Raw genomic sequence first — 14812 nt, 5'->3', positions numbered from 1 at the left:
ATCGGCCCGGGCACGACGGCCGGCGTCAGCTCTTGCGCCGCCCTATCAGGTGCGGCTTGGCCTCCAGCCCGTCCAGGCCGTGCCAGGCGAGGTTCACCAGGTGCGCGGCGACCTCCGCCTTCTTCGGGCGGCGGACGTCCAGCCACCACTGGCCGGTCAGGGCGACCATGCCGACCAGGGCCTGCGCGTACAGGGGGGCCAGTTTCGGGTCGAAACCGCGGCTCTTGAACTCGCGGCCCAGGATGTCCTCCACCTGGGTCGCGATGTCCGAGATCAGCGACGCGAAGGAACCCGTCGACTGCGGGATGGGGGAGTCGCGGACCAGGATGCGGAAACCGTCCGTGTACTCCTCGATGTAGTCCAGCAGCGCGAACGCCGCCTGCTCGCACAGCTCGCGGGGGTGACCGGCGGTGAGGGAACTCGTCACCATGTCCAGCAGGCGGCGCATCTCTCGGTCCACCACCACCGCGTACAGGCCCTCCTTGCCGCCGAAGTGCTCGTACACCACCGGCTTGGACACCCCGGCCTTCGCCGCGATCTCCTCCACCGACGTGCCCTCGAAACCCTTCGCCGCGAACAGGGTGCGACCGATCTCCAGCAGCTGCTGGCGGCGCTCCGCACCGGTCATCCGGGTGCGACGCGCACGCCGCGGCTTCTCATTGCTCGGGGTGCTGCTGGAGTCGGTCGCCACGGCGTCAATCATGCCGCCTCGGCGGTCTCCTTCTTGCGTCGGGAACCGTCCTGCTCCGGGTTACGGCGGGAATCGATACGCGAGCGTGACGGCCAGCGCACGTCGTACGCCCAGCCGAGCAGCTCGAAGAAGCGGATGAAACGGGCCGAGGAGTCCACCTGGCCCCGCTCCACCCCGTGCCGCGCCGACGTCGGGTCCGCGTGGTGCAGGTTGTGCCAGGACTCACCGCAGGACAGCACCGCCAGCCACCACACGTTCCCCGAGCGGTCCCGCGACTTGAACGGCCGCCTGCCGACCGCGTGGCAGATCGAGTTGATCGACCAGGTGACGTGGTGCAGCAGCGCCACCCGGACCAGCGAGCCCCAGAAGAACGCGGTGAACGCGCCCCACCAGGACCCCGTCACCAGCCCGCCGATCAGCGGGGGCAGCGCCAGCGACAGGAGCGCCCACAGGATGAACTGGCGGGAGATCATCCGGATCGCCCGGTCCTTGATCAGATCCGGCGCGTACTTGTCCTGCGGCGTCTGCTCCTCGTCGAACATCCAGCCGATGTGCGCCCACCACAGGCCCTTCATCAGCGCCGGAACCGTCTCACCGAACCGCCAGGGCGAGTGCGGGTCGCCGTCCGCGTCGGAGAACTTGTGGTGCTTGCGGTGGTCGGCCACCCAGCGCACCAGCGGCCCCTCGACCGCCATCGACCCGGCGATCGCCAGCGCGATCCGCAGCGGTCGCTTCGCCTTGAAGGAGCCGTGGGTGAAGTAGCGGTGGAAGCCGATCGTGATGCCGTGGCAGCCCAGGAAGTAGAAGAAGACCAGCAGGCCGAGATCGAGCCAGCTCACGCCCCAGCCCCACGCCAGCGGCACCGCCGCCAGCAGCGCGAGGAAGGGGACGGTGATGAAGAGCAGCAGGGTGATCTGCTCGATCGAACGCTTCTGCTCCCCGCCCAGGGTGGCGGAGGGCGGGGGAGTTCCGTCGGTCGGCTTCGAAGAGTCTTCGATCACGTCGGAGCTAGAGGTCATGCGCGTCCCCTGTGGGGTCTTGGATTGAGACAGACACCGGGTCGACGAGAACCGGGCCGTACTTCCTACGGTTCCGTAACCTACGGCATCGTAAGTATGGCAGCGCTCAGTCCCGCGGCAAGAGGCCGACAGCCTGCGCGGCCGCACGGACACCTATCCTTGTGTCGGTCGGACAGCGCGGTCCGCTCTTTATCTGCCCGGATGTCCCGGTCCGCAAGCGGCGTCAGCCGCCCGACCACCCTCCGGGTTCCCTCCCGGACGAGCTTCAACACTGCAAGGAGCCGCACCTGTGAGCAGTGCCGACGACCTGACCACGAGCACCACCTCGACCAGCAGCGAGCTGCGCGCCGACATCCGGCGCCTGGGAGACCTCCTCGGCGAGACCCTCGTCCGGCAGGAGGGTCCCGAGCTGCTCGACCTGGTCGAGAAGGTCCGCCGCCTCACCCGCGAGGACGGCGAAGCCGCCGCCGAACTGCTGCGCGGCATCGAACTGCAGACCGCCGCCAAGCTGGTCCGCGCCTTCTCCACCTACTTCCACCTGGCCAACGTCACCGAGCAGGTCCACCGCGGCCGCGAACTGCGCGCCAAGCGCGCCGCCGAAGGCAGCCTGCTCGCCCGCACGGCCGACCGCCTCAAGGACGCCGACCCCGAGCACCTGCGCCAGACCGTCGCCAACCTGAACGTCCGCCCGGTGTTCACCGCCCACCCCACCGAGGCCGCCCGCCGCTCCGTCCTCAACAAGCTCCGGCGCATCGCCGCGCTCCTGGAGACCCCGGTCATCGAGGCCGACCGCCGCCGCCACGACACCCGTCTGGCCGAGAACATCGACCTCGTGTGGCAGACCGACGAACTGCGCGTCGTCCGCCCCGAGCCCGCCGACGAGGCCCGCAACGCCATCTACTACCTCGACGAGCTGCACGCCGGCGCGGTCGGCGACGTCCTCGAGGACCTCACCGCCGAACTGGAGCGCGTCGGCGTCAGGATCCCCGACGACACCCGCCCGCTCACCTTCGGCACCTGGATCGGCGGCGACCGCGACGGCAACCCCAACGTCACCCCCCAGGTCACCTGGGACGTCCTGATCCTCCAGCACGAGCACGGCATCAACGACGCCCTGGAGATGATCGACGAGCTGCGCGGCTTCCTCTCCAACTCCATCCGCTACACCGGCGCCACCGACGAACTCCTGGACTCCCTCGGCACCGACCTGGAACGCCTCCCGGAGATCAGCCCCCGCTACAAGCGCCTCAACGCCGAGGAGCCCTACCGCCTCAAGGCCACCTGCATCCGGCAGAAGCTGGAGAACACCAAGCAGCGCCTGGCCAAGGGCACCCCGCACGAGAAGGGCCGCGACTACCTCGGCACGGCCCAGCTGCTCGCCGACCTCACCCTCATCCAGACCTCCCTGCGCGAACACCGCGGCGGCCTCTTCGCCGACGGCCGCATGGACCGCACGATCCGCACGCTGTCCGCCTTCGGCCTCCAGCTCGCCACCATGGACGTACGCGAACACGCCGACGCCCACCACCACGCCCTCGGCCAGCTCTTCGACCGGCTCGGCGAGGAGTCCTGGCGCTACGCCGACATGCCCCGCGACTACCGGACCAAGCTGCTCGCCAAGGAACTGCGCTCCCGCCGCCCGCTCGCCCCCACCCCCGCACCGGTGGACGCGGCCGGCGAGAAGACCCTCGGCGTGTTCCAGACCGTCAAGCGGGCCCTGGAGGTCTTCGGACCCGAGGTCATCGAGTCGTACATCATCTCCATGTGCCAGGGCGCCGACGACGTGTTCGCCGCCGCCGTCCTCGCCCGCGAGGCCGGCCTGCTCGACCTGCACGCCGGCTGGGCGAAGATCGGCATCGTCCCGCTGCTGGAGACCACCGACGAGCTCAAGGCCGCCGACACGATCCTGGAGGACATGCTCTCCGACCCGTCCTACCGGCGCCTGGTCGCGCTCCGGGGCGACGTCCAGGAGGTCATGCTCGGCTACTCCGACTCCTCCAAGTTCGGCGGCATCACCACCAGCCAGTGGGAGATCCACCGCGCCCAGCGCCGCCTGCGCGACGTCGCCCACCGCTACGGCGTCCGCCTGCGCCTCTTCCACGGTCGCGGCGGCACCGTCGGCCGCGGTGGCGGCCCCTCGCACGACGCGATCCTCGCCCAGCCCTGGGGCACCCTGGAGGGCGAGATCAAGGTGACCGAGCAGGGCGAGGTCATCTCCGACAAGTACCTCGTGCCGTCCCTGGCCCGGGAGAACCTGGAACTCACGGTCGCCGCCACCCTCCAGGCCTCCGCCCTGCACACCGCCCCCCGCCAGTCCGACGAGGCCCTCGCCCGCTGGGACGCGGCGATGGACCTGGTGAGCGACGCGGCCCACGCCGCCTACCGCCGCCTGGTGGAGGACCCGGACCTGCCGACGTACTTCCTGGCGTCGACACCGGTGGACCAGCTCGCCGACCTGCACCTCGGCTCGCGGCCCTCCCGCCGCCCCGGCTCCGGCGTCTCGCTCGACGGCCTGCGCGCCATCCCCTGGGTGTTCGGCTGGACCCAGTCCCGGCAGATCGTGCCCGGCTGGTTCGGCGTCGGCTCCGGCCTCAAGGCCCTGCGCGAGGCCGGCCTGGACACCGTGCTCGACGAGATGCACGAGCAGTGGCACTTCTTCCGCAACTTCGTCTCCAACGTCGAGATGACCCTCGCCAAGACGGACCTGCGGATCGCCCAGCACTACGTCGACACGCTCGTCCCCGACGAGCTCAAGCACGTCTTCGACACCATCAGGGCCGAGCACGAACTCACCGTCCGCGAAGTACTGCGCGTCACCGGCGAGAACGAACTCCTCGACGCCACCCCCGTCCTCAAGCAGACCTTCACCATCCGCGACGCCTACCTGGACCCGATCTCCTACCTCCAGGTCACCCTGCTCAAGCGCCAGCGGGACGCCGCGGCCGCGGGCGAGCAGCCCGACCCGCTGCTCGCCCGGGCCCTGCTGCTCACCGTCAACGGCGTGGCGGCCGGCCTGCGCAACACCGGCTGACGAACGGCCCTGACAGGACGGTGCCCCCGGACGCGGACGAGTCCGGGGGCACCCTCACGCGCGGAGTCAGACCCACCCGCGGCGCCGGAACAGCGGGTGACCGCCCGCGACGACCGGCACCGCCGCCGCCACCGACGGGAGACCCGGAACCCCTCAGAACCCCTCAGGCCGTCACGAACGCCGCCGTGAGCAAGGCGATCCCCGACCCCGCCAGCACCCACGCCGCCCGCGTCCGCCGCAGCCCGCCCGCCACCACCACCGACGCCAGCAGCAGCGCCCCGCCCAACGGCACCCACGCGTACAGGACCCCGGCCGGACCCGACCGCACCACCTCGTCACTGCCCGGCTTGACGACCACGTCGTACGTCCGCCCCTCGCGCACGGCGACCGTGTGCTCGACGACCACGCTCCCGCGCGCCGTCGACCCGACCGACACCGGCGTGTACGGACCCGTGCAGGTGTCCGCCTCGCACCGCGTCACCTGGACCGTGCCCCGCTCCCGCCCCTTGGTGAGCATCACGTGGTGAGCCGTGCCCCAGGACGCCCACACGCCCGCGATCAGGATCAGCACCGCGACCGTACCCATCGCCACGATCCGCCCCAGCCGCAGCGCGACGACCGAGGTCCGGCGGGAGGAGGCGGTGGCAGGCATGGCCGGGATCATTGGCCATGGCCCCGCGCCCGGTCAACTCCGCCACCGCCGGCAGACGGACAAGTCAGGAGTTGTACGTGCTTTGCGCCCGCTCCAGACCCTCGATGACGAGCGCCTCGACCGCGTCCGCCGCCCGGTCCACGAGGTAGTCCAGCTCCTTGCGCTCCGCCGACGAGAAGTCCTTCAGCACGAAGTCCGCGACCTGCATACGCCCCGGCGGCCGCCCGATCCCGAACCGCACCCGGTGGTAGTCCGCCCCCATCGCCTTCGTCATCGACTTCAGCCCGTTGTGCCCGTTGTCCCCGCCGCCCAGCTTGAGCCGCAGCGTCCCGTAGTCGATGTCCAGCTCGTCATGGACGGCCACCACGTTCGCCAACGGCACCTTGTAGAACTCCCTGAGCGCGTTCACCGGCCCGCCCGACAGGTTCATGTACGACATCGGCTTCGCCAGCACCACCCGCCGGTTCCCCGGCCCCGGCGGCCCGATCCGCCCCTCGACGACCTGCGCCTGCGCCTTCCCGGCCCGCTTGAACCGGCCCCCGATCCGCTCGGCCAGCAGATCGGCCACCATGAACCCCACGTTGTGCCGGTTCTTGGCGTACTCCGGCCCCGGATTGCCGAGACCCACGATCAGCCAGGGGGCGCCCGCGTCGGTCGTCACGTCTGTGTCTCCTTGATATGCGCCAGCCGCTGCCCCCCGAAGGGAACAGCGGCTGACGAACCGATGACAGCGAGGATCAGGCCTCGGCGGCCTCGTCGCCCTCGGCCTCGCCGGAGGCCTCCTCCGCCTGCGCCGACAGCACCTGCAGGACGACCGCGTCCTCGTCCACGGCCAGCGTGGTACCGGACGGCAGCGGGACGTCCTTGGCGAGGATGGAGTCGCCGGCCGCCAGGCCCTCGATGGAGACGGTGACCGACTCGGGGATGTGCGTGGCCTCGGCCTCGACGGTCAGCGTGTTCATCACGTGCTCCACCAGGTAGGCGCCCGGCGCCAGCTCACCCTCGGTCTGCACGTAGATCTCGACGTTGACCTTCTCGCCACTGCGGACCAGCAGCAGGTCGACGTGCTCCAGGAAGCCCTTGATCGCGTCACGCTGCACGGCCTTCGGGATGGCCAGCTGGGTCTTGCCCTCGATGTCCAGGGACAGCAGGACGTTCGGGGTGCGCAGCGCCAGCAGCAGCTCGTGACCCGGAAGCTTGATGTGGACCGGGTCGGCACCGTGGCCGTACACGACACCCGGGACCTTGTTCTCGCGACGGATGCGGCGCGCGGCGCCCTTGCCGAACTCGGTGCGGGGCTCGGCGGCGAGCTTGACCTCGGACATGTTCTTCACTCCTCGTAGTGGTGAGAAAGGATGGTCACCCGGCCACGAACGGCCTGCTACGAAGAGCGCGTCGATAACGGACAGCCGCACCGCATGGGTACGGCCTCCCTCGCCGAGCAACTCCGGCAGTCTACTCGGCGAGGGAGGCCGTAACCAAAAGGATCTTCAGCGAACCAGGAGGCAGGAGGGGAACCCTCAGTGCTCGTCGAACAGGCTCGTCACCGAACCGTCCTCGAACACCTCGCGCACCGCGCTCGCGATCGTCGGCGCGATCGACAACACCGTGATCTTGTCCAGGTCACCGCTCAGCTCACCCGGCGTCGGCAGCGTGTTGGTGAAGACGAACTCGCTCACCCGCGAGTTCTTCAGCCGGTCCGCCGCCGGACCCGACAGCACACCGTGCGTCGCCGTCACGATGACGTCCTCCGCACCGTGCGCGAACAGGGCGTCCGCCGCGGCGCAGATCGTGCCACCCGTGTCGATCATGTCGTCGACGAGCACACACACCCGCCCCTTGACCTCACCCACGACCTCGTGGACGGTCACCTGGTTCGCCACGTCCTTGTCGCGCCGCTTGTGCACGATCGCCAGCGGCGCACCCAGCCGGTCGCACCAGCGGTCGGCGACCCGCACCCGGCCCGCGTCCGGCGACACGACCGTCAGCTTGTCCCTGTCGACCTTCTTGCCCACGTAGTCCGCCAGAAGGGGAAGGGCGAAGAGATGGTCCACCGGGCCGTCGAAGAAGCCCTGGATCTGGTCCGTGTGCAGATCCACGGTCAGCAGCCGGTGCGCGCCCGCGGTCTTCATCATGTCCGCGATCAGACGCGCCGAGATGGGTTCACGCCCACGGTGCTTCTTGTCCTGCCGCGCGTAACCGTAGAACGGCACGATGACGGTGATGGAGCGGGCCGACGCGCGCTTCAGCGCGTCGATCATGATCAACTGCTCCATGATCCACTTGTTGATCGGAGCCGTGTGGCTCTGGATCAGAAAACAGTCCGCGCCACGCGCCGACTCCTCATAACGCACATAGATCTCACCGTTCGCGAAGTCGAAGGCCTTCGTCGGGACGACCCCGACACCCAACTGCTGGGCGACCTCCTCGGCAAGCTCGGGGTGGGCGCGGCCGGAGAAGAACATCATCTTCTTCTCGCCGGTCGTCTTGATCCCGGTCACAGCACTGTCTCCTCAGAGGTTTCTCAGCGGGTACCGGACGACCGTCTCAGCTGGCTGCGAGGGGCCGTCACGGCTGGTGGGGTGCGGGTGTGCACCTATCACGGTACGCCGTGACAGGCGCGCCCGTTTCCGGTCAGTCCTCGCCGTCCCCCCGACGGGAGGCCGCCTCGGCCGCCTTCGCCGCCGCGCTCCCCGGACGCTTACGAGCCACCCAACCCTCGATATTCCGCTGCTGACCGCGGGCCACGGCCAGCGAACCGGGCGGCACATCCTTCGTGATCACGGACCCCGCGGCGGTGTACGCGCCGTCCCCGACCGTGACAGGCGCCACAAACATGTTGTCCGAACCGGTCCGGCAGTGCGAGCCGACCGTCGTGTGGTGCTTGTCCTGCCCGTCGTAGTTCACGAACACACTCGCCGCACCGATGTTGGTGAACTCACCGATCGTCGCGTCACCCACGTACGACAGGTGCGGGACCTTCGTCCCCTCCCCGATGGTGGCGTTCTTCGTCTCCACGTACGTCCCCACCTTCGACCCGAGCCCCAGCCGGGTCCCGGGCCGCAGATACGCGTACGGCCCCACCATCGCCTCCGGCCCCACCTCGGCACCGTCGGCGACCGTGGTGTCCACCCGGGCACCCGCGCCCACCCGGGTGTGCGTCAGCCGGCTGTTGGGACCCACCTCCGCACCCCGCCCCAGATGCGTCGAACCGTGCAGCTGCGTCCCCGGATGCACCACCGCGTCCTGCTCGAACGTGACCGTGACGTCGATCCAGGTGGTCGCGGGATCGATCACGGTCACACCGGCGAGCATGGCCTGCTCCAGCAGCCGGTCGTTGAGGATCCGGCGCGCCGCGGACAACTGCACCCGGTTGTTGATCCCGGCGATCTCACGATGGTCGCCGGCGACACAGGCCCCCACCCGGTGCCCGGCCTCCCGCAGGATCCCGAGCACGTCGGTCAGATACTCCTCACCCTGCGAGTTGTCCGTACGGACCTTGCCGAGCGCGTCCGCCAGCAACTGCCCGTCGAACGCGAACACCCCGGAGTTGATCTCCCGCACGGACCGCTGCGCCTCGGAGGCGTCCTTGTGCTCCACGATCGCCGTCACGGCCCCGGAGGTGCCGTCCCGCACGATCCGGCCGTACCCGGTGGCGTCCGGCACCTCGGCGGTCAGCACGGTCACGGCGTTGCCGTCGGCGGAGTGGGTGGCGGCGAGCTGCCGCAGCGTCCCGCCGGTGAGCAGCGGAGTGTCCCCGCACACGACCACGACGGTCCCGTCGACCGGCCCGCCGAGCTCCTCCAGCGCCATCCGCACGGCGTGCCCCGTGCCGTTCTGCCGCTCCTGCACCGCGGTGCGTACGTCGGTGTCGGTCCCGGCCAGGTGCGCGGTGACCTGCTCGCGGGCGTGGCCCACGACCACCACGAGGTTCTCGGGCCGCAGTTCGCGGGCGGCGGCCAGCACGTGGCCCACGAGGGAACGGCCGCAGATCTCGTGCAGGACCTTGGGTGTGGCCGACTTCATACGGGTGCCCTCACCCGCTGCGAGAACGACGACGGCTGCCGGGCGAATGGCGCTCACGGGGTTGCCCTTCGGCTGTGGAGGGGGAGGTGACATCCGCAGGATACCGGGGCGTTTCGTGGGGGATATGAGTGTGGGCCCTGACGGTGGCGTCACCGACCAGGACCCGAACTGAGCACGTGCTCCCCCGCCAGGACTCGAACCCGGACAGATGGCACCAAAAGCCACAGTGCTGCCAATTACACCACGGGGGATCAAACCCGGCCGAACCGGACATTCAGTCAGGTCGCCGGGTTGGCACCCAACACTATGCCGTACCAGGCGCCCTCCATGCGACGGTACAAGTCCGCGCTCTTCGTGACGTAGATGGCCAGGCAGCCTCGATAGGCCTCCGCGGTGTTCTTCCGGCTCGTCCTCGGGTTGTGTTTCTTGAGGGTGGCCCTCTGGAGTGCGGAGGGCTCCACGCCCACCAGCGCGGCCCAGAACGCCTCAGCGTCCGCCACATCGGCCGATTCGTGGATGTTCACGCGAAAGCGCAGCCGCTCGCGCTCCACGCCGAGCACGTCGAGCCAGCGCAGGAACAGCCTGATGACGTTCGGGTCGCTGTTGATGAAGTGCAGCCTCTCGCGGCGGCTGTACGGCTTGTCCTTGGCGCCCTCGGCCCAGTAGAGGACCACGCCCGCCAGGAACACCTCCCGCTCGGACAGATCGCCGATCGCCTGCCTGGCGGATGCCTTCGTGTGTCGGCGTTCGTCCTCGCGACGCCGCAGCGTGGCTTCCCAGCCGCGCTTGCCGATCGCCGACGCCTCCTCCCGCGTCCGCTTCTGCCGCTCCGGCTTCGGCAGGTCCCGTACCCACAGGGAGATCGAGCTCTTGGAGCATCCCAGCTCCGCCTGGATCCGGTCGTACGTCCAGCCCTGGAGGCGGAGTTCCCGTGCCCTGGCCCTGAGGTCGTCCTTCGCGTTGGGGCGTTTCGTCCATTCCGGAGGGGGCCGGCCCTCCAGGAGGCGGTTGAGGAGGTCGTTGTTGTCGATCTGGAGGCGGTCGCGGATCTGGCGTCGGCTGAGGCCGGCCCGCCGCAGCGCCACCGCCCGTTCCCGTAGTCCCTCGAAGTCCGCGTACTTGCCCGACGCATGTGCCATGAGAATACCGTCCGGCGGAATCATCGCTTCCGGGGTCGAACGGTGAGCGATTCAGCAGTTCGAGGGATATCGGGCTGTTTCGTCGCCGTCCGGTGACGGGCTGTGGTGTAGGCCAGTCGTCGAAACTCACCGGAAAAGGGGCGCCCGCCGACCGTAGGCTGGAGGCATGACCACGACGGGGGAAGACCGCACGACGGCCTGGGGAGGGCCGTGGTGGTGGACGAGACGACGCAGTGCGGTGCTGGACGTGGGGCTGGCGGTGGTGTCCGCGGCGGAGTGTGCCGCGGAGGGGGTGCCCTTCGCGCGGGACGCGGGGATCCCGTTGGCGGCGGGGGTGGTGTTCGGGCTGTTCGCCGGGTCCGTGCTGGTGATCCGGCGGCGGTGGCCGATCGCGGTCGTCCTGGTGTCGATCGCGATCACGCCCGCCCAGATGGGTTTCCTGATGGGCATCGTCGGCCTGTACACGCTGGCCGCGTCGGAGCTGCCGCGCCGGATCATCGGATCGCTGGCGGGCATGTCCCTGGTGGGGACGCTGATCGTGACGTTCGTGCGGGTGCGGCAGGACATGGCGCGCGGGGCGTTGACGATCGGGGACTGGTTCGTGCCCTTCGCCTCGATCACCACCTCGCTCGGACTGACCGCGCCGCCGCTGCTGCTGGGGCTGTACGTGGGGGCCCGGCGGCGGCTGATGGAGAGCCTGCGGGAGCGGGCGGACAGCCTGGAGCGGGAGCTCCAGCTGCTCGCGGAGCGGGCCGAGGAGCGGGCCGAGTGGGCGCGCAACGAGGAGCGGACCCGGATCGCGCGGGAGATGCACGACGTGGTGGCGCACCGGGTGAGTCTGATGGTGGTGCACGCCGCGGCCCTTCAGGCGGTCGCGCGCAAGGATCCCGAGAAGGCGGTGAAGAACGCCGCGCTGGTGGGGGACATGGGGCGGCAGGCGCTGACCGAGTTGCGGGAGATGCTGGGTGTCCTGCGCAGCGCTGAGGGCGGGCCGGCGCGGCGGGCGAACGTGCCGCTCGCGGCGGTGGGGGTGGCGGCGGCGGTGGCGGCCTCGCGGGCCGTCGACGACGAGGGTGCTGCGGACGGGCCGTGTCTGTCGGATCTGGATGTGCTGGTGGGGCAGTCGGCGGCCGCGGGGATGGTGGTGGACCTGTCGGTGGAGGGTGAGTCGCGGTCGTACGCGGCGGAGATCGAGCAGACGGCGTTCCGGGTGGTGCAGGAGGCGTTGACCAACGTCCACAAGCACGCGGCGGGCGCCAAGACGCATGTGCGTCTGGCCCATCGGGTGTCGGAGATCGCGATGCAGGTGGAGAACGAGCCGCCGGGGGAGGTGTCGGCCGCGTCCTCGGCGCGGTTGCCGTCGGGGGGCAACGGGCTGGTGGGGATGAAGGAGCGGGTCGTCGCGCTGGGCGGGGTGTTCGTGTCCGGGCCGACGGAGGCGGGGGGTTTCCGGGTGTCGGCGGTGATTCCGGCGTCGTAGGGGCGGTCGTGGGGGCCGTGGTGTCCGGTCCGCGTCTTTGTCCGTGTGGTCCGGCAGCGTCCGGTCAGCGCCTTGTTCCGTGTGGCCGGGGGGTGTCCGGTCGGTCCTGCGGTCGTCCGGCTCTGTCCGTCTCTGTCTGTCTATCCGGCGGGGCGGTGAGGCGCGTGGGCTCGGTGCCCGTGACGAGGGCGGTGAGGGCGCGGTCGAGGTCGGGGCCGAGGTACCAGTCGCCGGTGTGGTCCAGGGCGTAGACGCGGCCTTCGGTGTCGATGGCGAGCAGTGCCCGGGTGTCGGTCTCGGCGCCGAGGGGGCAGACCTCGGTGTCCAGGGCGCGGCCGAGGTCGCCGAGGGTGCGGGCCATGTGCAGGCCGTGCAGGGGGTCCAGGTGGAGGTGGACGGGGGCGACCTGGCGGCCGGGTCCGGTGGGGGCGATGTGCAGGCCGCCGAATTCGGCCCAGGCCTCGACGGCGGCGGGGAAGACGACGTGCCGGTGTCCGGCGTTCGAGGTGTGCTCACGCAGGGCGTCGGCCCAGATCTCGGCCTGCTTTATGTCCCAGCGTCCGGGCTGCCAGCCGGCGGCGCGCAGGGCGGCGTCGACGGGTACGGCGAAGCGGGTGGTGGAGGTGCGGTCGGGGTGCATCTGCCCTTGGTTCGTCGAGGTCGGCGAGTTCGTGGACGGGGTGGACGGGTGGACGGGCGACCGAGTGGCCGGGTGGGGCGCGCCGAGGTCGCGGTGGGGTGCCGCTCGGCGTCGTGTCGGTGGACGTGTTGTCGTACGCGTCGGTGTACGTGGGGGGCTGGTGTGGTGCTCAGTCGTCCGTGGTCGTGGAGTCGACGACGCGGACGCCGAAGTGGGCGCTGAGGGCCGTGCAGGCGCGACAGGGGGCGGCGAAGCTGCCGTGCAGGGGGTCGCCGTCCTCGCGGATGTGCCGGGCGGTGAGCTTGGCCTGCTTGAGGGCCCTGCGGGCCTCGCCGTTGGTCATCGGCTTGCGGGCGGCGCGCTTGCTGCGGGCGGCGTCCGCGGTGGCGATGTGGCGCGATATCAGCATGGCCTCGGCGCAGCGGCCGGTGAAGCGGTCGCGCTGGGCGCTGGGGAGCGTGTCGAGGAAGTCCTGGACGAGCGGGTGCAGGACGGGGGGCTGGTCGCCGCGGGCGGCGGTGCCGGTGAGGGTGGCGCCGCGGACGGAGAGGGCGGCGGCGACGGTGGGGAGTATGCCGTCGCGGCGGTGGCGCAGGACGGGGGCGTGCGGGGTGTCGGTGCTGCTCCAGCCGACGCGCGGATCGCCGGACTGCGGGCCCGGGTGGCGACCGGTGTGCGTGCCGGTGCGGGGATCGCCGGGCATGCCTGGTCGCGATCCTGGGTGTGGTCCCGTCTGTGTCGCGTTCATGATCGTATTCCCCTCCGTGCATCCCCCGGCGCACACAGACTGCCAAATGGCGTGGCTGGTGCGGAAGCTGGGGCGGTGCGACACGCCCGTGCGGGGTTGGTTCGTCACAGCGGGGTGACGGCCGGTCACGGAAGCGGAGGGGGGCTGACCGGTGCCCGGTGACCGGTCCCGTCGTACCGCATAGGCTGTCGGCACCGCGATCCACGCGGTCAGCGCGTGGAGAGTCGGGGAGTGAAGTCGCAACGGGCGTCGAGACGCGGGTCGAGACGGACGTCGTGACGGACGAGACAGTCGATACGGAGCGTAGTGGCACGAAGCCGGTCACTACGGGTCGTACAGAGTGCCGCAGGGGGCAACCGCCATGACGACAGGTCGGCTCGGGCTGGGGGCACCTCCCGGCCGCCAGGCTGGGGGACACGCCGCGCCGCCGAACGCGGCCTATGCCGGGCAGATCGTGCATTTCCCGGATCCGGTGCGGGCGGCCCGTCACCCCAGAGGGGTACGGATGGACGAGCACGGTTACCCCGACTTCTCCGCGTACGCGCGTGCGGCGGTGGAGATCGCCGAACCGCCGGAGGGTTTCGGTGTCGACGAACTGCGGCTGACGGACTACGTGTCGGCGAACGCGGCGATGTCGGCGGGCGGCCACGAGTTGTGGGACACGGTGCCGGCGGTGGCGACCCCGCACGGCTGGACCTGGCACCACGTGGCCGGTGGCCGGCGGCTGGAGCTGGTTCCGGTGGAGGTGAAGGCGCTGCTGCGGCACCACGGCGGGATCGCGACGACGCCGGTGGACCACGACAAGCGGGGCACGCGGCCGTTGCAGGAGACGCGTCCCGTGCACGTGGGGCTGCCGAAGTCGGGCATGGCGGTGACGGAGACGCAGGTGCAGGGGGTCGAGGAGGACCTCGGGTACCGGCTGCCGGGCGCGTACCGGTCGTTCCTGAAGGCTGCGGGCGGGTGCGCGCCGGTGGGCGCGGCGCTGGACGCGGAGTTGGGCCTGCTGGTCGACCAGCCGTTCTTCACGGTGCGGGACGAGGCGGCGGTCAATGACCTCGTCTACGTCAACAAGTGCCTGCGCGACCATCTGACCAAGGACTATCTGGGGATCGGGTTCGTGCAGGGCGGGCTGCTGGCCGTGAAGGTGAAGGGCGAGCGGATCGGTTCGGTGTGGTTCTGCGCGTACGACGACGCCCGGGACGTGGATCCGGCGTGGTCGCCGCCCGAGCGGGTGGAGCGGTTGCTGCTGCCGTGCGGTGACGACTTCGACGCCTTCCTGTCGCGGCTGGCGGGCAATCCGCCGGAGTTGGAGACGGTGGCGAATCTGATGGTGGACGGCGGGTTCGCGCGGTCCGTCCCTGTCTCTTCCGTGGGGGAGTGAGCTCG

12 protein-coding genes, 1 tRNA gene and 1 pseudogene are annotated in these 14812 nt (G+C 70.6%); 3 read left to right on the top strand and 11 right to left on the bottom strand.

What is annotated here, in order from left to right:
• Positions 1-25 precede the first annotated feature (25 nt).
• The gene (locus QQS16_RS18465; RefSeq protein WP_030967668.1) at positions 26-703 is read right to left on the bottom strand and encodes a TetR/AcrR family transcriptional regulator; all 678 of its coding nucleotides are present in this window, start codon (positions 701-703) and stop codon (positions 26-28) included.
• A complete protein-coding gene (locus QQS16_RS18460) occupies positions 700-1710 on the bottom strand; it encodes an acyl-CoA desaturase (RefSeq protein ID WP_286062932.1) in 1011 nt (336 codons plus the stop codon). The genes QQS16_RS18465 and QQS16_RS18460 overlap by 4 nt, the downstream gene beginning before the upstream one ends.
• A gap of 289 nt (positions 1711-1999) precedes the next feature.
• Here QQS16_RS18460 and ppc point away from each other — a divergent pair, with 289 nt between their 5' ends.
• Positions 2000-4741, top strand: coding sequence for a phosphoenolpyruvate carboxylase (gene ppc / locus QQS16_RS18455; RefSeq protein WP_286062931.1), 2742 nt, complete (start codon positions 2000-2002; stop codon positions 4739-4741).
• 163 nt (positions 4742-4904) lie between these two features.
• On the opposite strand, the gene QQS16_RS18450 is transcribed toward ppc, so the two are convergent.
• The 7 genes from QQS16_RS18450 to QQS16_RS18420 all read right to left on the bottom strand — a co-directional run bounded on the left by QQS16_RS18450 (position 4905) and on the right by QQS16_RS18420 (position 10558).
• Positions 4905-5405, bottom strand: coding sequence for a hypothetical protein (locus QQS16_RS18450; protein WP_286062930.1), 501 nt, complete (start codon positions 5403-5405; stop codon positions 4905-4907).
• Positions 5406-5457: 52 nt separating this feature from the next.
• The gene (gene pth, locus QQS16_RS18445; protein ID WP_286062929.1) at positions 5458-6054 is read right to left on the bottom strand and encodes an aminoacyl-tRNA hydrolase; all 597 of its coding nucleotides are present in this window, start codon (positions 6052-6054) and stop codon (positions 5458-5460) included.
• 76 nt (positions 6055-6130) lie between these two features.
• On the bottom strand, positions 6131-6718 hold the full coding sequence (locus tag QQS16_RS18440; protein ID WP_286062928.1) for a 50S ribosomal protein L25/general stress protein Ctc: 588 nt from the start codon (positions 6716-6718) through the stop codon (positions 6131-6133).
• A gap of 195 nt (positions 6719-6913) precedes the next feature.
• Positions 6914-7894: a ribose-phosphate diphosphokinase gene (locus QQS16_RS18435; RefSeq protein ID WP_286062927.1), complete on the bottom strand. Its 981-nt coding sequence runs from the start codon at positions 7892-7894 to the stop codon at positions 6914-6916.
• Between the two features lie 133 nt (positions 7895-8027).
• Positions 8028-9476 (bottom strand): bifunctional UDP-N-acetylglucosamine diphosphorylase/glucosamine-1-phosphate N-acetyltransferase GlmU, encoded by a 1449-nt coding sequence (glmU, locus tag QQS16_RS18430; protein WP_286062926.1) that lies wholly within the window; start codon positions 9474-9476, stop codon positions 8028-8030.
• 122 nt (positions 9477-9598) lie between these two features.
• A tRNA-Gln gene (locus QQS16_RS18425) sits at positions 9599-9670 on the bottom strand.
• Between the two features lie 27 nt (positions 9671-9697).
• Positions 9698-10558: a helix-turn-helix domain-containing protein gene (locus QQS16_RS18420; RefSeq protein WP_286062925.1), complete on the bottom strand. Its 861-nt coding sequence runs from the start codon at positions 10556-10558 to the stop codon at positions 9698-9700.
• A 166-nt stretch (positions 10559-10724) separates the two neighbouring features.
• Between QQS16_RS18420 and QQS16_RS18415 the strand changes: the two genes are divergently transcribed.
• A complete protein-coding gene (locus QQS16_RS18415; protein WP_286062924.1) occupies positions 10725-12038 on the top strand; it encodes a sensor histidine kinase in 1314 nt (437 codons plus the stop codon).
• 151 nt (positions 12039-12189) lie between these two features.
• Here the strand turns inward: QQS16_RS18415 and QQS16_RS18410 are convergent.
• Both QQS16_RS18410 and QQS16_RS18405 read right to left on the bottom strand, forming a co-directional pair.
• Positions 12190-12678 (bottom strand): annotated as a pseudogene (locus QQS16_RS18410) (SUKH-3 domain-containing protein); the annotation flags it as partial.
• A gap of 169 nt (positions 12679-12847) precedes the next feature.
• On the bottom strand, positions 12848-13426 hold the full coding sequence (locus tag QQS16_RS18405; RefSeq protein WP_286062923.1) for a YwqJ-related putative deaminase: 579 nt from the start codon (positions 13424-13426) through the stop codon (positions 12848-12850).
• Positions 13427-13787: 361 nt separating this feature from the next.
• Here QQS16_RS18405 and QQS16_RS18400 point away from each other — a divergent pair, with 361 nt between their 5' ends.
• A complete protein-coding gene (locus QQS16_RS18400; RefSeq protein ID WP_286062922.1) occupies positions 13788-14807 on the top strand; it encodes an SMI1/KNR4 family protein in 1020 nt (339 codons plus the stop codon).
• The last annotated feature ends 5 nt before the right edge of the window (positions 14808-14812 follow it).

Origin of the sequence: Streptomyces sp. ALI-76-A (assembly GCF_030287445.1) — a bacterium.
Taxonomy (GTDB): domain Bacteria; phylum Actinomycetota; class Actinomycetes; order Streptomycetales; family Streptomycetaceae; genus Streptomyces.
The sequence above is the reverse complement of the archived record's forward strand: the minus strand, read 5'-3'. Positions and strand labels throughout refer to the sequence as shown.

Excerpts from the sequence above, each read along its gene's own strand:
- QQS16_RS18400 (WP_286062922.1), top strand. The coding sequence starts at position 13,788 with ATGACGACAGGTCGGCTCGGGCTGGGGGCACCTCCCGGCCGCCAGGCT.
- QQS16_RS18465 (WP_030967668.1), bottom strand. The coding sequence starts at position 703 with ATGATTGACGCCGTGGCGACCGACTCCAGCAGCACCCCGAGCAATGAG.
- QQS16_RS18450 (WP_286062930.1), bottom strand. The coding sequence starts at position 5,405 with ATGATCCCGGCCATGCCTGCCACCGCCTCCTCCCGCCGGACCTCGGTC.
- QQS16_RS18460 (WP_286062932.1), bottom strand. The coding sequence starts at position 1,710 with ATGACCTCTAGCTCCGACGTGATCGAAGACTCTTCGAAGCCGACCGAC.
- QQS16_RS18420 (WP_286062925.1), bottom strand. The coding sequence starts at position 10,558 with ATGGCACATGCGTCGGGCAAGTACGCGGACTTCGAGGGACTACGGGAA.
- QQS16_RS18415 (WP_286062924.1), top strand. The coding sequence starts at position 10,725 with ATGACCACGACGGGGGAAGACCGCACGACGGCCTGGGGAGGGCCGTGG.
- QQS16_RS18440 (WP_286062928.1), bottom strand. The coding sequence starts at position 6,718 with ATGTCCGAGGTCAAGCTCGCCGCCGAGCCCCGCACCGAGTTCGGCAAG.
- QQS16_RS18405 (WP_286062923.1), bottom strand. The coding sequence starts at position 13,426 with ATGAACGCGACACAGACGGGACCACACCCAGGATCGCGACCAGGCATG.